This window comes from Streptomyces sp. NPDC029216 (assembly GCF_040648015.1).
Taxonomy (GTDB): domain Bacteria; phylum Actinomycetota; class Actinomycetes; order Streptomycetales; family Streptomycetaceae; genus Streptomyces.
The window spans coordinates 1-18,516 of sequence record NZ_JBEZWL010000020.1 but is presented as its reverse complement, the minus strand read 5'-3'; the positions used below and the strand labels follow the sequence as shown (position 1 = coordinate 18,516).

At 71.2% G+C, this 18,516-nt stretch carries 20 protein-coding genes; 9 read left to right on the top strand and 11 right to left on the bottom strand.

Annotated features, from left to right (window positions below; genetic code table 11):
• Positions 1-74 precede the first annotated feature (74 nt).
• Both AB0F18_RS10805 and AB0F18_RS10800 read right to left on the bottom strand, forming a co-directional pair.
• Complete coding sequence (locus AB0F18_RS10805) at positions 75-488, bottom strand: Uma2 family endonuclease (RefSeq protein ID WP_362057401.1); 414 nt, start codon at positions 486-488, stop codon at positions 75-77.
• A gap of 183 nt (positions 489-671) precedes the next feature.
• On the bottom strand, positions 672-1,217 hold the full coding sequence (locus AB0F18_RS10800) for a helix-turn-helix domain-containing protein (RefSeq protein WP_362057398.1): 546 nt from the start codon (positions 1,215-1,217) through the stop codon (positions 672-674).
• 97 nt (positions 1,218-1,314) lie between these two features.
• On the opposite strand from AB0F18_RS10800, the gene AB0F18_RS10795 reads away from it, so the two are divergent.
• Positions 1,315-1,719 carry a nuclear transport factor 2 family protein gene (locus AB0F18_RS10795; protein WP_362057395.1) on the top strand — a complete coding sequence of 135 codons (405 nt, stop codon included), beginning with the start codon at positions 1,315-1,317 and terminating at the stop codon, positions 1,717-1,719.
• A gap of 31 nt (positions 1,720-1,750) precedes the next feature.
• On the opposite strand, the gene AB0F18_RS10790 is transcribed toward AB0F18_RS10795, so the two are convergent.
• The 3 genes from AB0F18_RS10790 to AB0F18_RS10780 form a co-directional block, all read right to left on the bottom strand.
• Positions 1,751-3,208, bottom strand: coding sequence for an RICIN domain-containing protein (locus tag AB0F18_RS10790; RefSeq protein WP_362057392.1), 1,458 nt, complete (start codon positions 3,206-3,208; stop codon positions 1,751-1,753).
• Positions 3,205-3,573: a hypothetical protein gene (locus tag AB0F18_RS10785; RefSeq protein ID WP_362057390.1), complete on the bottom strand. Its 369-nt coding sequence runs from the start codon at positions 3,571-3,573 to the stop codon at positions 3,205-3,207. Before AB0F18_RS10785 ends, AB0F18_RS10790 begins: the two co-directional genes overlap by 4 nt.
• Positions 3,574-3,658: 85 nt before the next feature.
• The gene (locus AB0F18_RS10780; protein ID WP_362057387.1) at positions 3,659-4,648 is read right to left on the bottom strand and encodes a helix-turn-helix transcriptional regulator; all 990 of its coding nucleotides are present in this window, start codon (positions 4,646-4,648) and stop codon (positions 3,659-3,661) included.
• Between the two features lie 230 nt (positions 4,649-4,878).
• Here AB0F18_RS10780 and AB0F18_RS10775 point away from each other — a divergent pair, with 230 nt between their 5' ends.
• From AB0F18_RS10775 to AB0F18_RS10765, 3 genes are all read left to right on the top strand, one after another.
• Positions 4,879-5,166, top strand: coding sequence for a hypothetical protein (locus AB0F18_RS10775; protein ID WP_362057384.1), 288 nt, complete (start codon positions 4,879-4,881; stop codon positions 5,164-5,166).
• A gap of 32 nt (positions 5,167-5,198) precedes the next feature.
• On the top strand, positions 5,199-5,429 hold the full coding sequence (locus AB0F18_RS10770; protein WP_362057381.1) for a helix-turn-helix transcriptional regulator: 231 nt from the start codon (positions 5,199-5,201) through the stop codon (positions 5,427-5,429).
• Between the two features lie 117 nt (positions 5,430-5,546).
• Positions 5,547-7,178 (top strand): ubiquinol-cytochrome c reductase cytochrome b subunit, encoded by a 1,632-nt coding sequence (locus tag AB0F18_RS10765; protein WP_362057378.1) that lies wholly within the window; start codon positions 5,547-5,549, stop codon positions 7,176-7,178.
• 2 nt (positions 7,179-7,180) lie between these two features.
• On the opposite strand, the gene AB0F18_RS10760 is transcribed toward AB0F18_RS10765, so the two are convergent.
• Together AB0F18_RS10760 and ctaD are read right to left on the bottom strand one after the other, a co-directional pair.
• A complete protein-coding gene (locus AB0F18_RS10760) occupies positions 7,181-7,570 on the bottom strand; it encodes a cytochrome c oxidase subunit 4 (protein WP_362057375.1) in 390 nt (129 codons plus the stop codon).
• Positions 7,560-9,218, bottom strand: a complete 1,659-nt coding sequence (gene ctaD / locus AB0F18_RS10755) for a cytochrome c oxidase subunit I (RefSeq protein WP_362057372.1) — start codon at positions 9,216-9,218, stop codon at positions 7,560-7,562. The genes AB0F18_RS10760 and ctaD overlap by 11 nt, the downstream gene beginning before the upstream one ends.
• A 278-nt stretch (positions 9,219-9,496) precedes the next feature.
• Here ctaD and AB0F18_RS10750 point away from each other — a divergent pair, with 278 nt between their 5' ends.
• On the top strand, positions 9,497-10,324 hold the full coding sequence (locus AB0F18_RS10750; protein ID WP_362057369.1) for an alpha/beta hydrolase: 828 nt from the start codon (positions 9,497-9,499) through the stop codon (positions 10,322-10,324).
• An 18-nt stretch (positions 10,325-10,342) separates the two neighbouring features.
• Here AB0F18_RS10750 and AB0F18_RS10745 read toward each other — a convergent pair whose 3' ends face one another.
• A complete protein-coding gene (locus AB0F18_RS10745; protein ID WP_362057366.1) occupies positions 10,343-10,936 on the bottom strand; it encodes a TetR/AcrR family transcriptional regulator in 594 nt (197 codons plus the stop codon).
• Between the two features lie 130 nt (positions 10,937-11,066).
• Between AB0F18_RS10745 and AB0F18_RS10740 the strand changes: the two genes are divergently transcribed.
• From AB0F18_RS10740 to AB0F18_RS10730, 3 genes are all read left to right on the top strand, one after another.
• Positions 11,067-12,647 carry an MDR family MFS transporter gene (locus AB0F18_RS10740; protein WP_362057363.1) on the top strand — a complete coding sequence of 527 codons (1,581 nt, stop codon included), beginning with the start codon at positions 11,067-11,069 and terminating at the stop codon, positions 12,645-12,647.
• A gap of 187 nt (positions 12,648-12,834) precedes the next feature.
• Positions 12,835-13,674, top strand: a complete 840-nt coding sequence (locus tag AB0F18_RS10735; protein WP_362057360.1) for a polysaccharide deacetylase family protein — start codon at positions 12,835-12,837, stop codon at positions 13,672-13,674.
• Between the two features lie 109 nt (positions 13,675-13,783).
• Positions 13,784-14,104 carry a nuclear transport factor 2 family protein gene (locus AB0F18_RS10730; protein ID WP_362057357.1) on the top strand — a complete coding sequence of 107 codons (321 nt, stop codon included), beginning with the start codon at positions 13,784-13,786 and terminating at the stop codon, positions 14,102-14,104.
• A 19-nt stretch (positions 14,105-14,123) separates the two neighbouring features.
• On the opposite strand, the gene AB0F18_RS10725 is transcribed toward AB0F18_RS10730, so the two are convergent.
• Positions 14,124-15,254, bottom strand: coding sequence for a serine hydrolase domain-containing protein (locus AB0F18_RS10725; protein ID WP_362057355.1), 1,131 nt, complete (start codon positions 15,252-15,254; stop codon positions 14,124-14,126).
• Positions 15,255-15,436: 182 nt separating this feature from the next.
• Between AB0F18_RS10725 and AB0F18_RS10720 the strand changes: the two genes are divergently transcribed.
• Entirely contained in the window at positions 15,437-16,051 is a 615-nt protein-coding gene (locus AB0F18_RS10720) for a hypothetical protein (protein ID WP_362057353.1), read from the top strand.
• Positions 16,052-16,202: 151 nt separating this feature from the next.
• Here the strand turns inward: AB0F18_RS10720 and AB0F18_RS10715 are convergent, their stop codons facing one another.
• Together AB0F18_RS10715 and AB0F18_RS10710 are read right to left on the bottom strand one after the other, a co-directional pair.
• Positions 16,203-17,480 (bottom strand): extracellular solute-binding protein, encoded by a 1,278-nt coding sequence (locus AB0F18_RS10715; RefSeq protein ID WP_362057594.1) that lies wholly within the window; start codon positions 17,478-17,480, stop codon positions 16,203-16,205.
• Between the two features lie 288 nt (positions 17,481-17,768).
• On the bottom strand, positions 17,769-18,386 hold the full coding sequence (locus AB0F18_RS10710) for an SMI1/KNR4 family protein (protein ID WP_362057350.1): 618 nt from the start codon (positions 18,384-18,386) through the stop codon (positions 17,769-17,771).
• Between the last annotated feature and the right edge of the window lie 130 nt (positions 18,387-18,516).

The window sequence follows — 18,516 nt, the reverse complement described above, 5'->3', positions numbered from 1 at the left end:
GTCGTATCGATCTCGAAGTCGAAGGGTGCGGGTACCGGCAGGGGGGTGCCGAAGGGGACCGTTTTGTGGGCCCGCTAGCCCTGGGGTGAGGGGTCGGAGAAGCAGGTGATCTCCTCGGCCGGCATGTCGACCACGAGGTAGACGGGCACCAGCTCCCCGTAAACGCGCAGCTTTTCCTGCCAGTCCACGTCCTTGGTGGAGCTGGATGTGAATTCGGCGACGAGGGACAGGTCCTCAGCGTTCCCATGTCGCTCCTTCCCCAGGAAGGCGGCCCTGTCGACGACGAAGACGTCCGGCCCGTAGGCGCGGCCGGCGGAGGGGAAGCTGAACAAGAACGGTGCGAAGGTCGCGACGTGCCCTTCCGGAGAGTGCGCCTTGAGCTGTTCTTGCAGGGATTCCATGGGTGGGAAGCAGTAGAACTTCGACCACGGCGTCACGATGATCTTCCCCCGGATGAGCTCGGCCTTGTAGCCGTCTGGCGTGTCCATTTCCTCGACCGTGCGCAGTACGTCCTCGAAGGTCGGTTCCCCCCCCGACGGTCTCTATGGGCAGAGGTCGCTCGATCATGGCTGTCACCGTGGCCCTCCGGGCGGCGTCGGTGTCTCGTCACGCTGTGTGCCTTCCCTCAGGCTGGCGCTGCGGGCCGACAGCCGCCCCGGCCGCGCGGTCGCTCACCCGTTCGTGTGGCCCCCGGCCCTCAGGAGCTGTTCCGCCGCCGCCCGTGCCCGGAGGGCCGGGGCCGGGCCGGGGTCGAGGGCGGCCACCACCGTCGCCCCCTCGACCAGGATCAGCAGCTGCTCCGCGAGCTCTGGCGCCGGGGAGATCCCCGTCAGCAGGGCGCGGAGTTCCGTCTTGTGGCGGCGTACGACGTCCAGGACGGCGGCGGGGCCCGCGCCCAGCTCCCCGTACGCGTTCAGGAAGGCGCAGCCGCGGAAGTCCGGCTCCGAGAACCAGTCCGCCAGCCAGTCGAAGACCGCGAGCGCGGGCACCGGGGCGGCGGTCACCGCCTCCCGCAGGCCGGCGATCCAGCGGCGGTCGCGGCGCTCCAGGTAGGCGGCGACCAGGGCGTCCTTCGCGGGGAAGAGCCGGTAGAGCCGCTTGAGCGGGACCCCCGACTCGGCGCGGATGCGGTCCATCCCGACGGCCTGGATGCCCTCGGCGTAGAACAGCGCCTCCGCGGCGTCCAGGAGACGGCTGCGGGCCTCTTCATCGTCCATGCCGTGAAGGGTAGTTCAGAATCGCTTGCCCTGAGAACGTTCGTTCTCTACCGTGAGAACGAACGTTCTCCAGTTGTGGGAGTGAGAGGAAGTGGCCGTGTTCGTACCGCCGTTCACCGAAGAGACCGCCCGCGCCAAGGTGCAGGCCGCCGAGGACGCCTGGAACACCCGCGACCCCGAACGCGTCGCGCTCGCCTACAGCGAGGACTCCGTCTGGCGCAACCGCGACCGCTTCCTCACCGGCCGCGCCGAGATCCGCGCCTTCCTCACCGAGAAGTGGCGGCGCGAACTCGACTACCGCCTCCGCAAGGAGCTCTGGGCCCACACCGGCAACCGCATCTCGGTCCGCTTCGAGTACGAGTGGCACGACGCCGCCGGCCAGTGGTGGCGCAGCCACGGCAACGAGCAGTGGGAGTTCGACGACGACGGCCTGATGCGCCGGCGCGAGGCCAGCATCAACGACGTCCCGATCGAGGAATCCGAGCGGAGGCTGCGGGGCTGAGCCCCCCCAGCCTCCGTCGGGCGGGTGCCGGTCAGTAGAGGTAGGTGCCCCAGCGCTGCTCGGCGCGTCCCGTGCAGGGTTCCACGGTGACCTGGTTGCCGTGGCCGTTGTCGGTCAGGCAGTCGTTGCGCTTGTTCGCCGAGTAGATCTCGTACCAGCCGTCACCCTTGGCGACGAAGATCCACTTGCTGTTGTTGGTGGCGTCGTAGTGGTAGAGCTGGGTGGTCCGGTTGTCGGTGCCGGACAGGTTCAGTACCTGGCCGTCCTTGACGCGGTTGGTGAAGGCGTAAGTCGGCACTCCGTCGGAGGTCTTCTCCTTCAGGTCCAGGCGCCAGCCCTGGGAGGGCTCATTGGGGCTGTGCTGTGCCCACGCCTGGACCCTGTTGCCGTCGGCCGTGCCGCCGCCGGCGTCGTCGATCGCCCGCCCGGACCCCTGGTTGACCATCGTGATCCAGGAGCCGTCGGGGTGGTTGCCGCGGCTGCCGTTGTTGTTCGCGCCGTGGGACCCCATGTCCGGGTTGGAGGTCTGGGGCCAGCCGTTCGGGGTGATGGCCCACAGGACCGAGTTGTCGGACCGGTGGAGCACGAGGTTGCCGTCGTCCTGGAGCTGGACCCAGGCGCTCGGGTTGTTCGGGGTGCCGGTGGACCACAGCGGGATGTTGTTGGCGGTGTACAGCACGAGGTTGCCGTCCCACTGCATGGTCAGGTGGTCGCCCCGGCCGACCGTGTCGCTCGCGTGGAGGACCCGGCCGTCGTTGGAGTACTCGACGAGGTTGCCGTCGTCCTGCATGGAGAGGGTGTGGCCGTTGCTGGAACGGAGCTGCTGGCCCTTCGACAGGGTCTGGCCGGCGGAGAGCATGGAGTCACCGCCCGTGGGGGCGGAGTTCCGCCTGTCGAACCTGAGCCGGGTCGTGGAGCCGGATCCGACGCCCGTCGCGTTGCCGTGGATACCACCGTTCGACGAGGTGTAGGACGTGATCTTCTCTCCCCCGTACCAGGACATGGTGTCCTGGAAGTTCGCGTCGCCCTGGTCGAAGATGAAGACGCCGTAGGAGTACTGGTTGATGGAACCCGTGCGGAAGAAGGGGGTGTTGTTCACACCCGGACCGCCCCGCAGCCGGCCGGTATTGATGTTCTCCGCGCCGAAGTCGTGCTTCATGTAGACGACGACGATGTTGTACTTGTAGTTGGTGTCCTGGTCGACCTCGTCCAGCATCGCGTTGACGAACGACTTGTACTGGTTGGACTGCTGGAACGACGCGAAGATCCGGTCGATGCCCGAGATGACCGTACCGAGGACATCCCCGGCGCCCGCGGCGCGCTGGGTGCTCGTCGGGCCGGTCCGCAGTTTCCCGGTCACGCCGGCCGCGGCTCCCGGCGTCCCCGGAGCAGGGTCCGCCGCCAGGGCGTAGGGGGCGGACGCCATCACCGCGCCCGCGAGGGCCGTCGCGATGACGGCGGTCCTGAATCCGGTCCTCGTCCTGCTCATGGGTCTTCCTCTTCTCGTTCGTTTCTTCGGTCCCCGAGGGCCAGCGGCAGGACCCGGGACCGGGAGCCGTGGCGGGGCGTGCAGACGGAGCCGGCCGGGGCGTGCAGGACCGACCCTGCCTGGAGGCGCAGGGTCAGTGCCGCCCCGGCCGGCGGGGCGATGTGCCAGGTGCTGGATCCGCCGAGCTGGCAGACCAGCAGGTCGTGTGCGGTACGGGCGGCGCCGCCGTCCTCCATGGGATGGACGGTGACGGGGCGGCCGAGCCGGCGGGCCAGGGCCGGCGGGAGGAGGGCCTCCAGTGCGGCCGGCTCGGGGTGACGGACAGAATCCTGCGCCGCGCGCGGCCGCGGGGAAATCCGCGACAAACCGGCCCCGTACCCGCGGCCCCGGACCCCCGGTCCCGGATTCACGCCTCCCGGGGCTCCGCCGCGCCGGGCGGCGGATCGGCGATCAGCAGTCGCCGGTGAGGAGTCCCGCCCGTGCGGCGGCCGCGCCCGCCTGGAAGCGGCTTTCGGCGCCGAGGCCGTCCATGATGTCGGCGATGTGGCGCCGGGCCGTGCGCAGGGACATGCCCAGGCGGCGGGCGATGGCCTCGTCCTTCAGGCCCGCGCCGAGCAGCCGCAGGATGGTCTGGTCGATCTCGCGGGCGACCTGCTCCAGGCCCTGGCTGGCGGCGTCCGCGAACACCGTGGCCTGCTCCCAGGAGTGCTCGAACAGCTCGCACAGGTAGGCGACGGTGTGCGGCTCGCGGATCACCACCGCACCCCAACTGCCGTCGCTCAGCGGAAGGAAGGCCGTCTCCCGGTCGTACACGACGAGCCGGCCGAACAGCTCGTGCGCCGTACGGTGCTCGGCCCCCAGGGCCGAGGCGGCGGCGACGTAGGCCTGGGTGGGGGCGTGGAAGCGGGAGGTGTGCGGGTGCAGGACCCGCAGCCGGATGCCCCGCTCCAGCAGGGGCCGGTCGCGCTCCAGCGTGTCGAGCAGGGTGTCGGGGGTGCGGAAGCCGCCGGCGGGCTGGCAGGTGAAGACCTCGCTCCGGCAGGCCGCGGCGGCCCGCGTCATGAGGGTGCGCACCGTCTGCATCCCGGAGACGACCTCCAGCGCGCCGCCCGCCGCCTGCACCCCGTGCCGGTAGGCGGAGGTGAACTGCTGGAGCTGCCGGCGCATCCGGAAGAGCTCGTACTGGCGGGAGCGGATCTCCTCCTCGACCGGGGCCGCCAGTTGGGCGGCCGCGACCTCGGGGGCCACGGCGTAACCGGTGCCGGGCTCCTCCGGGTCGGTGTGGACGAGCCGGGCCGCGACCAGGCGCTCCAGCGAGGCCACCGTGTCCGCCGGGTCCAGCCCGAGGTCCTCGGCCACGGCCACGGCCACGGCATCGACGCGGCGGTGCTCGGCCAGCCACTGGTAGACCGCCCGATCCGTCTCCTCGAAGACCGTCAAGCCGGGTATCCGCCCAGGAATGCGTCCTTCGTCCACTTCGTCCCCCGCTCCTCTTACTGCCACGTAACTTTAGTGAGGGGCGGAACGCGTGGTCCCGGGGTTCGGCGCCGGTGATGCTGGGCGTGTCCCCGGGCGCCGGCCGTTCCCCCGGCTCCCGGGGACTCCTGTCGGCCCGACGGCCGACCCGACGGCCGGCCGACGACCGACCCGACTGACCAACGGAGTCCCTTGTGAAGCTGAAGCGCCTCGCCCTCACCGCCCTGACCGCGGCCCTGCTCGCCGCGGCCGTCCCGGCCACGGCCCACGCCGGCACCACCCCGCCCGCCGACCCGAGCGGCGGTACGACGAGCTGCCGCTGGATCTCGCCCGAGGAGCTGCGGCAGCGGTACACCCCCGAGGCGATCGCCCTCCTTCAGGCGGCCGGCAGTCTGAGGGACGGTCAGCTCTGGAGCTGCTCCGGCGGCGGAACCGGCAACGGCTGGGGTCCGCTGCCCCCGAGCGACGGCCGGACCGTCTGATGAGCCACCCGTCCAGCACCCGGAGGCCGGCCGTGACCGCCCACCCCGCACCCGACCCCGGACCCCCGCCCGTCTTCACGGCCCGCGAACAGGAACTCCTGGGCCATCTCGCACAGGGGGCCACCGACCGGGCCATCGCCCGCCACATGGCGCTCAGCCCGCACACCGTCGACACCTACCTGCGCCGCCTGCGCCACAAGACCGGCACCCGCAACCGCATCCAGCTGGCCATCGTCGCCCACACCGCGCTGCACTCCGCTTGAGGGGCGGGGGCCGGAGGTTCCCGCACCCCGATGGCCATCGTGTCTGTTCTGCCCCACCCTGACCTGGTTCGGTAGCGTGGTCCGGCGTACGCGCCCGACGACAGGAAGGGCACGCCGGTGCCGGGTTCCAAGCGGAAGACACGGGCGGTGGTGCGCGGTGCCGAGGCCCTGGACGCGCGGCTGCCGCTGGCCGAGCTCGCCCGGGGCACGCTGCGCAAGGTGTTCCCCGACCACTGGTCGTTCCTGCTCGGCGAGCTCGCCCTCTACAGCTTCGTCGTGCTGCTCCTGACCGGGGTCTACCTGTCCTTCTTCTTCGACCCCTCGATGCGCGAGAGCGCGTACGCCGGCTCGTACGAGCCGCTGCGCGGCGTGCGCATGTCGCAGGCCTACCTCTCCACCCTCCGCATCAGCTTCGACGTCCGCGGCGGGCTGCTCATCCGGCAGATCCACCACTGGGCGGCGATCGTCTTCCTCGCCGCCATCGGCGCGCACCTGATGCGCATCTTCCTCACCGGGGCCTTCCGCCGCCCCCGCGAGCTCAACTGGACCATCGGGGTCACCCTGTTCATGCTGGCGACCCTGGAGGGCTTCGCCGGCTACTCCCTCCCCGACGACCTGCTGTCCGGCACCGGGCTGCGCATCGCCCAGGGCGTGATGGCGTCGGTCCCGGTCGTCGGCACCTACCTCGCGTTCTTCGCCTTCGGCGGGGAGTTCCCCGGCAGCGACATCGTCCCCCGCCTGTACCCCGTGCACATCCTGCTGGTCCCGGGCCTGCTGCTCGGCCTGATCACCGTGCACCTGCTGCTGGTCTTCCACCTCAAGCACACCCACTGGCCCGGGCCCGGCCGCACCGGCCGCAACGCCGTCGGCCTGCCCTTCTTCCCGCAGTACCTGGCCAAGTCGGGCGGGCTGTTCCTCACCGTCTTCGGCGTGCTCGCCGCCCTCGCCGCCGTCGCGCAGATCAACCCCGTCTGGGTGTACGGCCCCTACCGCCCCGACCTGGTCTCCACCGGCTCCCAGCCCGACTGGTACATCGGCTTCCTGGAGGGCTCCCTGCGGCTGATGCCCGGGACCGAGACCCGGCTGTGGGGGCACACGGTGATGTGGAACCCCTTCGTGGCGGCCGTCCTGCTGCCCGGCGCGCTCTTCACCGCGCTGTACGCCTACCCCTTCTTCGAACGCTGGATCACCGGCGACCGCGGCGAGCGGCACCTGTGCGACCGCCCCCGCGACCGGCCCGTCCGTACGGGGCTGGGCGCGGCGGCCCTCTCCTGGTACGCCGTCCTGCTGCTGGCCGGGGCCCAGGACATCCTCGCGTTCGTCTTCGCCGTGCCCCTGCCGGAGCTGACCTGGACCCTGCGGGCCGCGTTCTTCGCGGTGCCGGCGGCGGTCTTCTGGCTGACCAGGCGGCTGTGCCTGGCCCTGCAGGACCGGGAGCGGCAGCTGCTGACCGAGGGCGAGGAGACGGGCCTGGTGCAGCAGGGCGTCGAGGGCGGCTTCCACCCCGAGCACCGGGCCCTGCCGGCCGCCGAGCGGTACGTGATGCTCGTGGGGCTGCAACCGCGGCCGCTGGAGGACGACCGCGACCCGACCCGCTCCCTGCCGCGCCGGCTGCTCAAGCGGATCCGGGCGGCCGTCAGCTCCTGGTACTACCGCGACGGCGTCCCGTACCCGGTGACCCCCGAGCAGCGCGAGGAGATCGCGGCGGTGACGGCCGGCCCCGACCGCCGGCCGCCGGACACCCCGTAGCCCTACTCCGGGTGGTCGAGGTTCTGGAAGGCGAAGCCGAGCACCCCCGGCGCCAGCACCCCGAAGCCGATCAGCAGCAGCCACAGCCCCTGCACCACCCCCAGCCCGATCAGCGCCGCGCCGGCGGCCGTCAGGACGGGGAAGTAGCTGCGGTCGGGGAAGAAGACCCGCCGGCCGGAGGCCTCCCGCACCTCGGCGGTCCCGCGGTCCTCGGGCCGCTCCCCGCCCCGCCGGTGCTGGCGCCACAGGAAGGCGGAGACCAGGCTCGACATGATGAAGGACACGCACAGCGCGGAGCTGCCCGCCGGGTCGGTGGAGAACCAGCGGTAGACGACGGTGGTGGCCCCGAAGAACAGGGCCGTTCCGGTGAACAGCCAGGCCTCACCCTTCACGGGGCACCTCCGGGTGGTGCAGGTCGAAGGCCGGGGACTCCGAGCGGATCCGCGGCAGGGCGTGGAAGTTGTGGCGGGGCGGCGGGCAGCTGGTCGCCCATTCCAGGGAACGGCCCCAGCCCCAGGGGTCGTCGACCGTCACCCGCGCGCCCCCGCGCTGCGTCTTCCAGACGTTGTAGAGGAACGGCAGCGTGGACACCCCCAGCAGGAAGGCGCCGATCGAGGAGAGCAGGTTGAGGAGGGTGAACCCGTCGGTCGCCAGGTAGTCGGCGTACCGGCGCGGCATGCCCTGCTCGCCCAGCCAGTGCTGGACCAGGAAGGTCAGCTGGAAGCCGGGGAACAGGGTCCAGAAGTGCAGCCGGCCCAGCCGCTCGTCCAGCATCCGGCCGGTCAGCTTGGGCCACCAGAAGTAGAGCCCGCCGAAGGTGGCGAACACGATCGTGCCGAAGAGGACGTAGTGCAGGTGGGCGACGACGAAGTAGCTGTCGGTCAGGTGGAAGTCCAGTGGCGGCGAGGCGATCAGCACCCCGGTGAGGCCGCCCAGCAGGAACGTGACGAGGAAGCCGACGGACCACAGCATCGGCGTCTCGAAGGAGAGCGAGCCGTTCCACATCGTGCCGATCCAGTTGAAGAACTTCACCCCCGTCGGCACGGCGATCAGGAAGGACAGCAGGGAGAAGAACGGCAGCAGGACGGCGCCCGTCGCGAACATGTGGTGCGCCCACACCGTCGCGGACAGGCCGGTGATGGCGATGGTCGCCCCGATCAGGGATACGTAGCCGAACATGGGCTTGCGGCTGAAGACGGGCAGGATCTCGCTGACCACGCCGAAGAACGGCAGGGCCACGATGTAGACCTCGGGATGCCCGAAGAACCAGAACAGGTGCTGCCACAGCAGCGCGCCGCCGTTCGCCGCGTCGAAGACGTGCGCGCCGAACTTGCGGTCGGCCTCCAGCGCCAGCAGGGCGGCGGTGAACACGGGGAACGCGAGCAGCGCCAGGATGGACGTGAAGAGCACGTTCCACGTGAAGATCGGCATCCGGAACAGGGTCATGCCGGGCGCGCGCAGGCAGACGATGGTGGTGATGAAGTTGACCGCGCCGAGGATGGTGCTCAGACCCGCCACGGCCAGCCCCATCGCCCACAGGTCGGGGCCCGTCCCGGGGGAGTACACGGCGCCGTTGAGCGGCGCGTACGCGAACCAGCCGAAGGCCGCCGCGCCGTCGGAGGTCAGGAACCCCGAGACCACCATCAGGCCGCCGAACAGGTAGACCCAGTAGGTGAAGGCGTTCATCCGGGGGAAGGCGACGTCGGGCGCCCCGATCTGCAGCGGCATGACCGCGTTGGCGAAACCGGTGAAGGTCGGCGTCGCGAACAGCAGCATCATGATCGTGGCGTGGACCGTGAACAGCTCGTTGTACTGCTGGTTCGAGACGATCTGGAGCCCCGGCCGGGCCAGTTCGGCCCGCATCGCGAGGGCGAGCACGCCGGCGAAGAGGAAGAAGCCGAAGGCCGTCACCAGGTAGAGGTTGCCGATCACCTTGTGGTCGGTGGTCGACAGCCAGCGCAGGACCGCCGAGCCCTGCCGGACCCGCCGCCCGGTCCGTGCCGCCACCTCCGGCGGGGGTGCGGGGTCCAACGCCGTCATCGGGTCCTCCAGGGAGCCTCGCGGCCTCGCGGCCTCGCGGCCCCGGAGCCTCGCCGTCGAGCGTGCACCCCCTTCGACTACCGGCCCCCCGATCCGCCGCCCGCCCGACGCGCCGGTACCCGCCCGGCCCCGGCCCGCGTATCCCCCGCCCGGGGGAGTCGTGGGCCGTCCGGACGTGTGAGCCCGCGGGCCGCGCGGTTGTCCGTCCGGGGCCGCGGTATGTGTCTGCGTGGGCCGCCGGACACCGCCCGGCGGGACGGACGCGGAGGAGACAGGGCATGGCACGGGCTCGGGTGGGCGGCGTCGGTCTCTTCTACGAGGTCACGGGCGAGGAGACCGGCGAGCCGCTGGTCCTGGTGCACGGGTCGTGGGTGGACCACCACAGCTGGGACGCCGCCGTCCCCCTCCTCGCCGCCAGCGGGCACCGCGTCGTGGTCTACGACCGCCGAGGCCACAGCGCCAGCGAGAGCCCGCCCGGCCCGGGCAGCCGGACGCAGGACGAGGACGACCTCGCGGCGCTCATCGAGCACCTCGGCCTCGCCCCGGCCCACGTCGCCGGGAACTCCTTCGGCGGGGCCACCGCGCTCGGCCTGGCCGCCCGCCGCCCCGAGCTCTTCCGCAGCGTCGCCGCCCACGAGCCCCCGCTGCTGGGCGTCGTGGCCGGGGACCCGGAGCTCGGACCGCTGATGCGCGGCACCCAGGACGCCATCGAACGGGTCCTCGCGGACCTGCGCGCCGTCGACGCCGAGGCGGCCGCCCGGCGCTTCGTGGACGAGGTGGCCTTCGGCCCCGGCAGCTGGGAGCGGCTCCCCGGGCCCGTCCGGGAGACCTTCCTGGTCAACGCCCCCACCTTCGCCGACGAGCAGGCCGACCCCGGCTGGTCCCACCTGGACCTCACCCGCCTGGCCGGCTACACCGGCCCGGTGCTGCTGACCCGGGGCACCGAGAGCCCGCCCTGGTTCCCGGTGATCACCGACCGGCTCGCCGCCGCCCTGGCGCAGGCCCGGGTGCGGACCCTGGAGGGCGCCGGACACGTCCCCCAGGCCACCCACCCCGAGCTCTACGCCGCCGTCCTCACCGAGTTCCTCGCGAGCGCCGGCCGGTAGCGGGGGGCCCGGGCGGGGCTACTCCCCGCCGTGGGCGCGGGTGATCAGGTCCGTGGCGACCTCCAGGGCCGCCAGCCGGGTCGCCTCCGGGTCGCCGCCCTCCACGTGCTGGAGGAACATCATCCCCGCGTGCAGGGTGAACAGGGCGCTCACACAGCGCACCTGGTCGGCCAGCGGCCCGTCCTCCGTGCGCAGCAGCTCCACCAGGGCGAAGATCCGCTGCTTGACGATCTCCCCGATGCTCAGGTCCCGCATCGTCGCCTGGTTCTCGTGCATGAAGCGGTACAGCTGCGTGCCCGCGACCATCGCCTCGCTGTAGCGGCGCAGCACCTCGCGCTTGGTCTCCAGCGTCCTCGGCTGCTCCTGGGCCCAGACGATCAGCTCGTCGATGGACCGCGTCCGGTCCTCGAAGACGCTGATGATGATGTCTTCCTTGGTCTTGAAGTGGTAGTAGAGGGCGGCCTTCGTGACCTCCAGCCGCTCCGCGATCTCGCGCAGCGAGGTCTTCTCGTACCCCTGCTCGGCGAACAGCTCCAGCGCGACGTCCTGGATGCGCTGGCGGGTGTTCCCGCGCTTGGCCTGCGGTCCTGTGCCGCTGGAGCTGCTGGACATGTGTCTCCCCACGAACTTACTTGACGCCCGGCTAGTGACGGGTCTACCTTCCCCAGTGTAGTGAACTAGCCGGGCGGCAAGTAAGTGTCCGCGCAGGGGAATGAACAGATCGGTGTCACGGGGAGTGGACATGAGCGACGCAGTGAAGCAGGCCGGGAGTCCGGAGGGGGTGAAGCCGCGCAGCGTTCGTGTCGTCCTCATGGCGCTCATGATCGCCATGCTGCTCGCCATGCTCGACAACATGATCATCGGCACCGCGATGCCGACCATCGTCGGCGAGCTCGGCGGCCTCGAACACCTCTCCTGGGTGGTCACCGCCTACACCCTGGCCACCGCCGCGTCCACGCCCATCTGGGGCAAGGTCGGCGACATGTACGGGCGGAAGGGCTCCTTCCTCACCTCGATCGTCATCTTCCTCATCGGCTCCGCCCTCAGCGGCATGGCCCAGGACATGGGCCAGCTGATCGGCTTCCGCGCCATCCAGGGCCTCGGCGCCGGCGGTCTGATGGTCGGCGTCATGGCGATCATCGGCGACCTGATCCCGCCCCGCGAGCGCGGCAAGTACCAGGGCATGATGGCCGGCGTGATGGCCCTCGCCATGATCGGCGGCCCGCTGGTCGGCGGCACCATCACCGACCACATGGGCTGGCGCTGGTCCTTCTACATCAACCTCCCGCTCGGCGCCGTCGCCCTCGCGATGGTGAGCGCGGTGCTGCACCTGCCCAAGAAGAAGGCCAAGGGCAAGATCGACTACCTGGGCGCCGCCCTGCTGACCGTCGCCATCACCTCGACCGTCCTCGTGACCACCTGGGGCGGCACCGAGTACGCCTGGGGCTCCGGGGAGATCATCGGCCTGATCGTGGCCGGCGTCCTCGCCATCGCCGCCTTCCTCTACGCCGAGACCAAGGCCGCCGAGCCGGTCATGCCGCTGCACATCTTCCGCAGCCGCAACTTCACCCTGATGTCCGTCATCGGCTTCCTCGTCGGCTTCGCGATGTTCGGCGGCGTGCTCTACCTCCCGCTCTTCCAGCAGGCGGTGCAGGGCGCCTCCGCCACCAACTCGGGCCTGCTGCTCCTGCCGATGCTGCTCTCGATGATGGTCGTCTCGCTCATCGCGGGCCGCATCACCACCAGCACCGGCAAGTACAAGGTCTTCCCGATCGTCGGCGGCGCCCTCATGGTCGCCGGACTCTTCCTGCTCGCCACCATGGACACCGGCACCACCCGCCTGGTCTCCGGCCTGTACATGGCCGTCCTCGGCGCCGGCCTCGGCTTCCTGATGCAGATCACGATGCTGGTCGCGCAGAACAGCGTGGACATGAAGGACATGGGCGTCGCCTCCTCCTCGGCCACCCTCTTCCGCACGCTCGGCGGCTCCTTCGGCGTGGCCCTGATGGGCTCCCTGTTCACCTCCCGGGTCACCGACACCATGGCGGAGCGCCTGGGCCCGCAGGCCGCCCAGGCCGCCGGCTCGGCCCAGCTCGACGCGGCCAGCCTGGCCAAGCTGCCCGAGGCCGTCCGCGACGCCTACCAGCACGCGGTGGCCGCCGGTACGCACTCGGCGTTCCTGCTCGGCGCGGCGATCGCCGTACTGGGCTTCGCGCTCGCCTGGTTCGTCAAGGAGGTCCCGCTGCGGGGCGCGGGCCCGGCCCCGGCCGGCGGCGCCGGCGCCAAGGCCGCGGCCTCCCCGGCGGACTCGCTGGCGCACTGATCCGGTCGTAGCCCAAGAGGCGGGTGGGGCCCGGGACTTCCCGGGCCCCACCCGCCTTTCCTGTGTCTCCCGGGGCCTGAGGGACGCCCGTGCCCTCAGTGGCCATAAAGGACCAAAGTCCTCATTACCTGGAATTTATAGGGCAATTAAGAGGAACCTTCTCAGGTTCGAAGGCGTCCTGATCCACATGACGCGCACGCAGAAGCACAGCCTCCGGGCCCGGATAGCCGTCGCGGCCTCGGCCGCCGCCGTCGCCGCCACCGTGTGGGGGGTCACCGTCCTGGTCCCCACGGGCGAGGACCATCACGACCCCCGCCATGAGAACGCGTCACGTCAGAGCGCCACCCCGAACGACGGGAAGGGCGACGGGAAGCAGGGCGGCGCGAGCGCGAGCCCCTCGCCCTCCTCCGCCGTGCCCGAGGGCATCGCCCACGCCTCGGAAGCCGGCGGGAACGCCGTCAACATCACCATCGACGACGGCCCCGACCCCCGCTGGACCCCGCAGGTCCTCGACGTCCTGGCCGCGTACGACGCGAAGGCCGTCTTCTGCATGATCGGCGCGCAGGCCAAGGCCCACCCCGACCTGGTCAAGAAGGTCGTCGCGGCCGGCCACCGGCTCTGCGACCACACCATGGACCACGACACCACCATGGCCAAGAAGCCCGTCGCCTACCAGGAGTCCCAGATCCTCGACGCGAAGAAGATGATCGAGGAGGCGGCGGGCGGCGGCGTCAAGGTGGAGTACTACCGCGCCCCGGGCGGGGCCTTCACCCCCGACAGCCGGCGCATCGCCGCGGCCGCCGGGATGCGCCCGCTCGGCTGGAACGTCGACACCAAGGACTTCGGCAAGCCCGGCACCGCCGCCATCGTCGCCAACGTCAAGCGCGAGATCGGCAACGGCCCCACCGTCCTCTTCCACGACGGGGGCGGCGACCGCAGCCAGACCGTCGCCGCCCTCGACCAGGTACTGGCCTGGCTGAAGGACCAGGGCCGGCCGACCGGCTTCCCCGTCCGCACCGCACCCTGACACGCCGTCGCGGCGGCAAAAGGGTGAGGGTCGCCGCACCGGCCCCGCCCGGGGTGTTCCCTGGTCGCGCACGCAGCCCCGTACGCACGCACCCGGCCAGGAGGCCCCCGTGATCCCCGTCAGCCAGCTGAGCGACCCCACCGTCCGCGCCTTCGTCACCGCCGTCAACGCGGGGGACCGCACTGCCTTCGAAGCGGTCCTGGCCCCCGGCGCGACCATGTCCGACGACGGCTCCGACCGCGACCTCGCCGACTGGGCCGACCGGGAGATCTTCGCCTCCCGGGGGCACATGTCCGTCACCAAGGAGGCCGACGGCGGCCGGGACCTCGTCGTCGACTACCGCAACGACACCTGGGGCGAGATGCGCACCGCCTGGCGGTTCACCGTCTCCGACGGCCGCATCAGCCGCTTCGAGACCGGCCAGGCCTGACCCCGGGGCGCCCGGGGGACTACAGCCCCCGCGCCACCTTGAGCACCGCCGCCGTCAGAGGCCCGTTCTCCGGGGCCAGCCCGCCCGGGAAGCCGAAGCGGCGGCGCGTGTACCCGTACGCGATGCCCGTCACCGGGTCCGCGAACCCGTTGGCGCCCGCCGCGCCGCAGTGCCCGAAGGCCTCCGGCCCGACCAGCGGCTGGGTCTCGAAGCCCAGCCCGAAGTGGTCCGCCTCCACGGTCACCTGGTCCTGGCCCGGCGTGTGCAGCCGCGCGACCTCCGCCACCGTCTCCGGCTTCAGCAGCGCGGGCCGGTCCTCCAGCCCGCTGATCGCCGCCGCGTACAGCGCCGCCACACCGCGCGCCGTGCCGACGCCGCCCGCCGAGGCCGGGCCGAGGGCCTTCACCTTCGGGTGGTTGGCGTACGCGACCATGTCCATCGGCGGCTCGCAGTGCATGTTGAAGGCGATGCGCATCAGCTCCGGCATCGGCCCGGCCGCCGCCAGCGCCTCCAGCTGCGCCGGCGTCGGCAGCATCTCCAGCACCGGCTTCCAGCGGGGCTCCAGCTCCTGCGGCAGCCCCATGTACAGGTCCAGCCCGTACGGCGCCCGCACCCGCTCCTCGTAGACCTCCTGGATCGAACGGCCCGTCACCCGGCGCACGACCTCACCGGTCAGCGCGCCGATCACGAAGGCGTGATAGCCGTACGCCGTCCCCGGCTCCCAGTGCGGCTTCTGCCCGGCCAGCGCGGCCGCCACCAGGGCGTCGTCCGCGATCAGCTCGTAGGAGAACTCGTCCACGGCGATCAGCCCGGAGCCGTGCGCGACCAGTTGCCGCACCGTCAGCCGCTCCTTGCCGTGCCCCGTGAACTCCGGCCAGTACGCCGCCACCGGCCGGTCCAGGTCGAGTACGCCCTCCTGCACCAGCAGCGCCACCACCAGGTGCGCGGCGCCCTTGGTGATGGAGAAGACCCCGCTCAGGGTGTCCCCGTCGGTCTCCTCGCCGCCCCACAGGTCCACCACGGTCCGGCCGTGGTGACGCACCGCCAGCTGGGCCTCCGGCGCGTGGGGTTCCGCGGCCACGAAATCCTCGAACGCCTGCCGGACCGGCTCCCAGCCCGCCTCCACCGTGCCGTTCACCGTCACGTTCATGACATCCCCCGTAACCATCTGTAGATCATTCGGTCGTTCGTAGCCCACACAACCAGAGCCGGTCGGCTGATATGCCTGCCGTGGTCGGAATCTGTCACCTGTGCCCGCGCGCCCCGCTCACGTACGGGTGAACGCGCGCGCGACGACGTTCCGGCCCGCCGCGGGGACCCGTTGGACCCGGCATGAAGCGCACCCGCACCGCCGTTCTCGCCGCCGCAGCCGCCGTCGCGGCCCTCACCCCCGCCCTCGGCCAGACCGCCGCCACCGCCGCCGACGGCAAGGGGAACCTCCCCCAGGACCCGGTCGGGAGCGGGAAGGCGTGGAGCGAGGACCAGAAGCACAAGGTGGAGGGAGAGGTCCGCTTCCACCCGGGCGTGCAGTACAAGACCGTCACCCGGCCCGGACCCGAGGGCGCCCCGGAGTGGGAACGGAAGGTCGGCGACCCGAACACGCTGGCCTGGTCACCCTCGTACGAGTTCGCCTGGACGGTCTCCGACGTGCTGGTGAACAAGGGCCTGACCACGAAGAACGGCAAGCACGCCATCACGGTGCACGCCGTGCTGCGCGACGCGCGGCACACGGTGGTGGGGGAGGTGGACAAGAGGCTGTCCGGGCAGGGCGCGACGGGACGTCAGAAGGTCGCGGGGAACAAGCGGATCGCGTGTGACACCGGCGAGTACACGGTGGAGTGGACGCTGGAGCGCCCGGGCTACGCGAAGGTCGGCGGCACGCTGCGCTGGGATTCGAGCTGCGAGCAGTACCGGACGGCGTTCGCGGCGGAGCGCGCCGGGAAGTAGCCGCACGGGGAGGGGGAAGGCCTGCCGCCCTGCGCACCTTGTGGGCGCTCGTCGGGCGACGGGGCCACGGCTCTTGGATCAAGTGCCGCAAGCCATTCTGCCGTATGGAACGGGGTGCGACGGGAGGCGGAGGTCCCGTCTCGGCCATTCCTCAGCTCTTCTTCCTGCCCGCCTCGCCCGCCTTCGCGGCGATGCCCTCCAGCACGGCCTTGGCATCGCCGTTCGGGTCGACGGCGTGGCCGATGCTGCGCTTGATGGTGTCGCTGACCGTCACCCAGGACGGGTCGTTGACCGGGTAGAGCTGCGCACCGCGCAGAGCGGTCAGGAACTGCTCGTCGTTGCGGTCGAGACCGCCGCCCGAGGGGGTGCGGGAGGCCGTGACGGTCGAGGGCAGCAGGTGGTAGCGGCCCGCGAAGTCCGACAGGTTCTTGTCCTGGTAGACGAAGTCCAGGAACTTGCCGATCTCCTCGCGCTTCCCGTTCTGCTTGAACGCCATCATCCAGTCGGCCACGCCCACGGTGGGCGGGACCTCGCCCGAGCCCAGGTTGTCCGAGACGGGCATGGGGACGGCGTTGACGGTGATGCCCTTGGCGCGGGCCTCGTGCAGCAGCGAGGGGTAACCGTTGACCATGCCGACCTCGCCCCGCAGGAACGCGGCGAAGGCGTCGGCGCGGTTGAGCTGCGACGGCGGGGTCGGCCCCGTGAGGCCCGGGGTGACCAGCTTGTCCTTGATCCAGCGGAAGGTCGCGATGTTCTGGTCGGAGGCCAGGCTGTAGTTGCCGCTGCTGTCGGCGTACCCGCCGCCGTTGCTGAGCTCCCAGATCATCGCCTCGGCGTGCGCCTCCTCGGGACCCAGCGGCAGGGCGAGCGGGTACTTCACGCCCTTCTCCTTGAGCGCCTTGGCGGCGGCCGTGAGGTCCGACCAGGTCTTCGGGGCGGTGGCGACGCCGGCCTGCCGGAACAGGGTGTCGTTGTAGAACAGCAGACGGCTGGAGGCCACGAACGGCAGGCCGTAGAGGGTGTTGCCGACGGAGCCGGCCTCGGCGAGCGGCTGGAGGAAGTTCGCCTCGGCGGTGATCGAGAGCAGTTCTTCCGCGGAATACAGCTTTCCTTCGGCCGCGAAGTCCGAGTAGGAACCCATGAGGGCCATGTCCGGCGCATTGCCGGCCTTGACCATACGGGAGACCTCGCGGTCGATGTCGGCCCAGGGCAGGAGCTGCACCTGGACCTTGATGCCCGGGTTGGCGGCGGTGAAATCCTTCGTCACCTTGTCCCAGAAAGCCTTGGAGCTGGTGGCCGAGGTGTCGCCGTATTCCGCGGCCACCAGGCGCAGCGTGCCGCTGTCACCTGCGTCGCTGCCGGAAGATCCGCAGCCGGACAGCGGTATGAGCAGGCCGAACACGGTGGCCGCGGCGCTCGCGCCGAACATTCTTCGTCGCACGGGTGGATACCCCTGATTTTCTTTTGAGTCCCGTTATTACTTATCAGTTACTCCGGGCTGGGGTGTCCCGCCGTGGCCCGTCCTGGCCGGAATTCTCTCCTGATGGCGGCGGAGTTGTTTCCCTCGGGTGGGCAGTTGTGTCCAATGCTCCAAAAAGGCTTTTTCCTGTTTGTGTTTTCGAATATGGGCCGGGAGAATGGGACGCGCGTAGACACACCAAAAAAGCCCGTTTCCTTCCGGAAACGGGCTGTGGGGGTGCCGCTCGGGTCTCTCCTGCTAGTCCGCGAACTCGCCGGCGTACGGGTCGGGCTCGCCCGTCTCCGGGTTGCGGCCCTCCTGCCAGCGGCGCTGGGCCTTGCGCCAGTGCACGAAGCTGAGGTGGCCGCCGTCCCAGAAGGTGATGCTCACGGGGCTCACGTCGAACTCGTCGGAGCACATCCGCAGCAGGAACTCGGCCATGCCGTACGGGTACACCGCGAAGGTGTCGGCGGTGTGCCGCCCGGCGACGAGGACCGGCCAGCGGTCCGGGTCGGGGTCGGTGGTGAGCCAGCACAGGATGTCGGCGCCGGCGGTGACGCCCCAGGCGAGGATCGACTCCGGATCCACGTCGAACGCGGCCCGGCCGCCGCCGGCCTCCCAGACCTGCCGGGCGTTGGCGGTCTCCTCGGCCATCTCGGCGGGCTCCCACTGGAGCCCTGGCTTCGGGAGGGGCAGCAGGATCCCGGCCTCGCCGTTGATGGACCCGGCGCCGAAACGGCCCATGAACGCGACGTAGTCGGAGGGGAAACGGGTGCCCCAGACGGCCTCGGCCGCCTGCCAGTCGACGTCCTCGTCGGCGCCGTGCGTCGCCGGCATGATCTGCTCCAGCGCCTTGACCCGCGCGTTCTCCGTCATGCCCGCCGCTCCCCTGACACCCCACCTCAACCGCCCCAACCTACCGCCAGGGCGCGCCCTGACCTAGGGGGTGTCCGGCGGATCATGGCCGGGCCCTGATCCGCCTCGACGCCGCCCATGCCGAGCTCAC

What these genes read in the sequence shown, in the direction of transcription:
- AB0F18_RS10805 (WP_362057401.1), bottom strand. Translation starts at nt 488, where the DNA reads ATGGACACGCCAGACGGCTACAAGGCCGAGCTCATCCGGGGGAAGATC.
- AB0F18_RS10800 (WP_362057398.1), bottom strand. Translation starts at nt 1,217, where the DNA reads ATGGACGATGAAGAGGCCCGCAGCCGTCTCCTGGACGCCGCGGAGGCG.
- AB0F18_RS10790 (WP_362057392.1), bottom strand. Translation starts at nt 3,208, where the DNA reads ATGAGCAGGACGAGGACCGGATTCAGGACCGCCGTCATCGCGACGGCC.
- ctaD (WP_362057372.1), bottom strand. Translation starts at nt 9,218, where the DNA reads ATGACGGCGTTGGACCCCGCACCCCCGCCGGAGGTGGCGGCACGGACC.
- AB0F18_RS10750 (WP_362057369.1), top strand. Translation starts at nt 9,497, where the DNA reads ATGGCACGGGCTCGGGTGGGCGGCGTCGGTCTCTTCTACGAGGTCACG.
- AB0F18_RS10745 (WP_362057366.1), bottom strand. Translation starts at nt 10,936, where the DNA reads ATGTCCAGCAGCTCCAGCGGCACAGGACCGCAGGCCAAGCGCGGGAAC.
- AB0F18_RS10740 (WP_362057363.1), top strand. Translation starts at nt 11,067, where the DNA reads ATGAGCGACGCAGTGAAGCAGGCCGGGAGTCCGGAGGGGGTGAAGCCG.
- AB0F18_RS10735 (WP_362057360.1), top strand. Translation starts at nt 12,835, where the DNA reads ATGACGCGCACGCAGAAGCACAGCCTCCGGGCCCGGATAGCCGTCGCG.
- AB0F18_RS10725 (WP_362057355.1), bottom strand. Translation starts at nt 15,254, where the DNA reads ATGAACGTGACGGTGAACGGCACGGTGGAGGCGGGCTGGGAGCCGGTC.
- AB0F18_RS10720 (WP_362057353.1), top strand. Translation starts at nt 15,437, where the DNA reads ATGAAGCGCACCCGCACCGCCGTTCTCGCCGCCGCAGCCGCCGTCGCG.
- AB0F18_RS10715 (WP_362057594.1), bottom strand. Translation starts at nt 17,480, where the DNA reads ATGTTCGGCGCGAGCGCCGCGGCCACCGTGTTCGGCCTGCTCATACCG.
- AB0F18_RS10710 (WP_362057350.1), bottom strand. Translation starts at nt 18,386, where the DNA reads ATGACGGAGAACGCGCGGGTCAAGGCGCTGGAGCAGATCATGCCGGCG.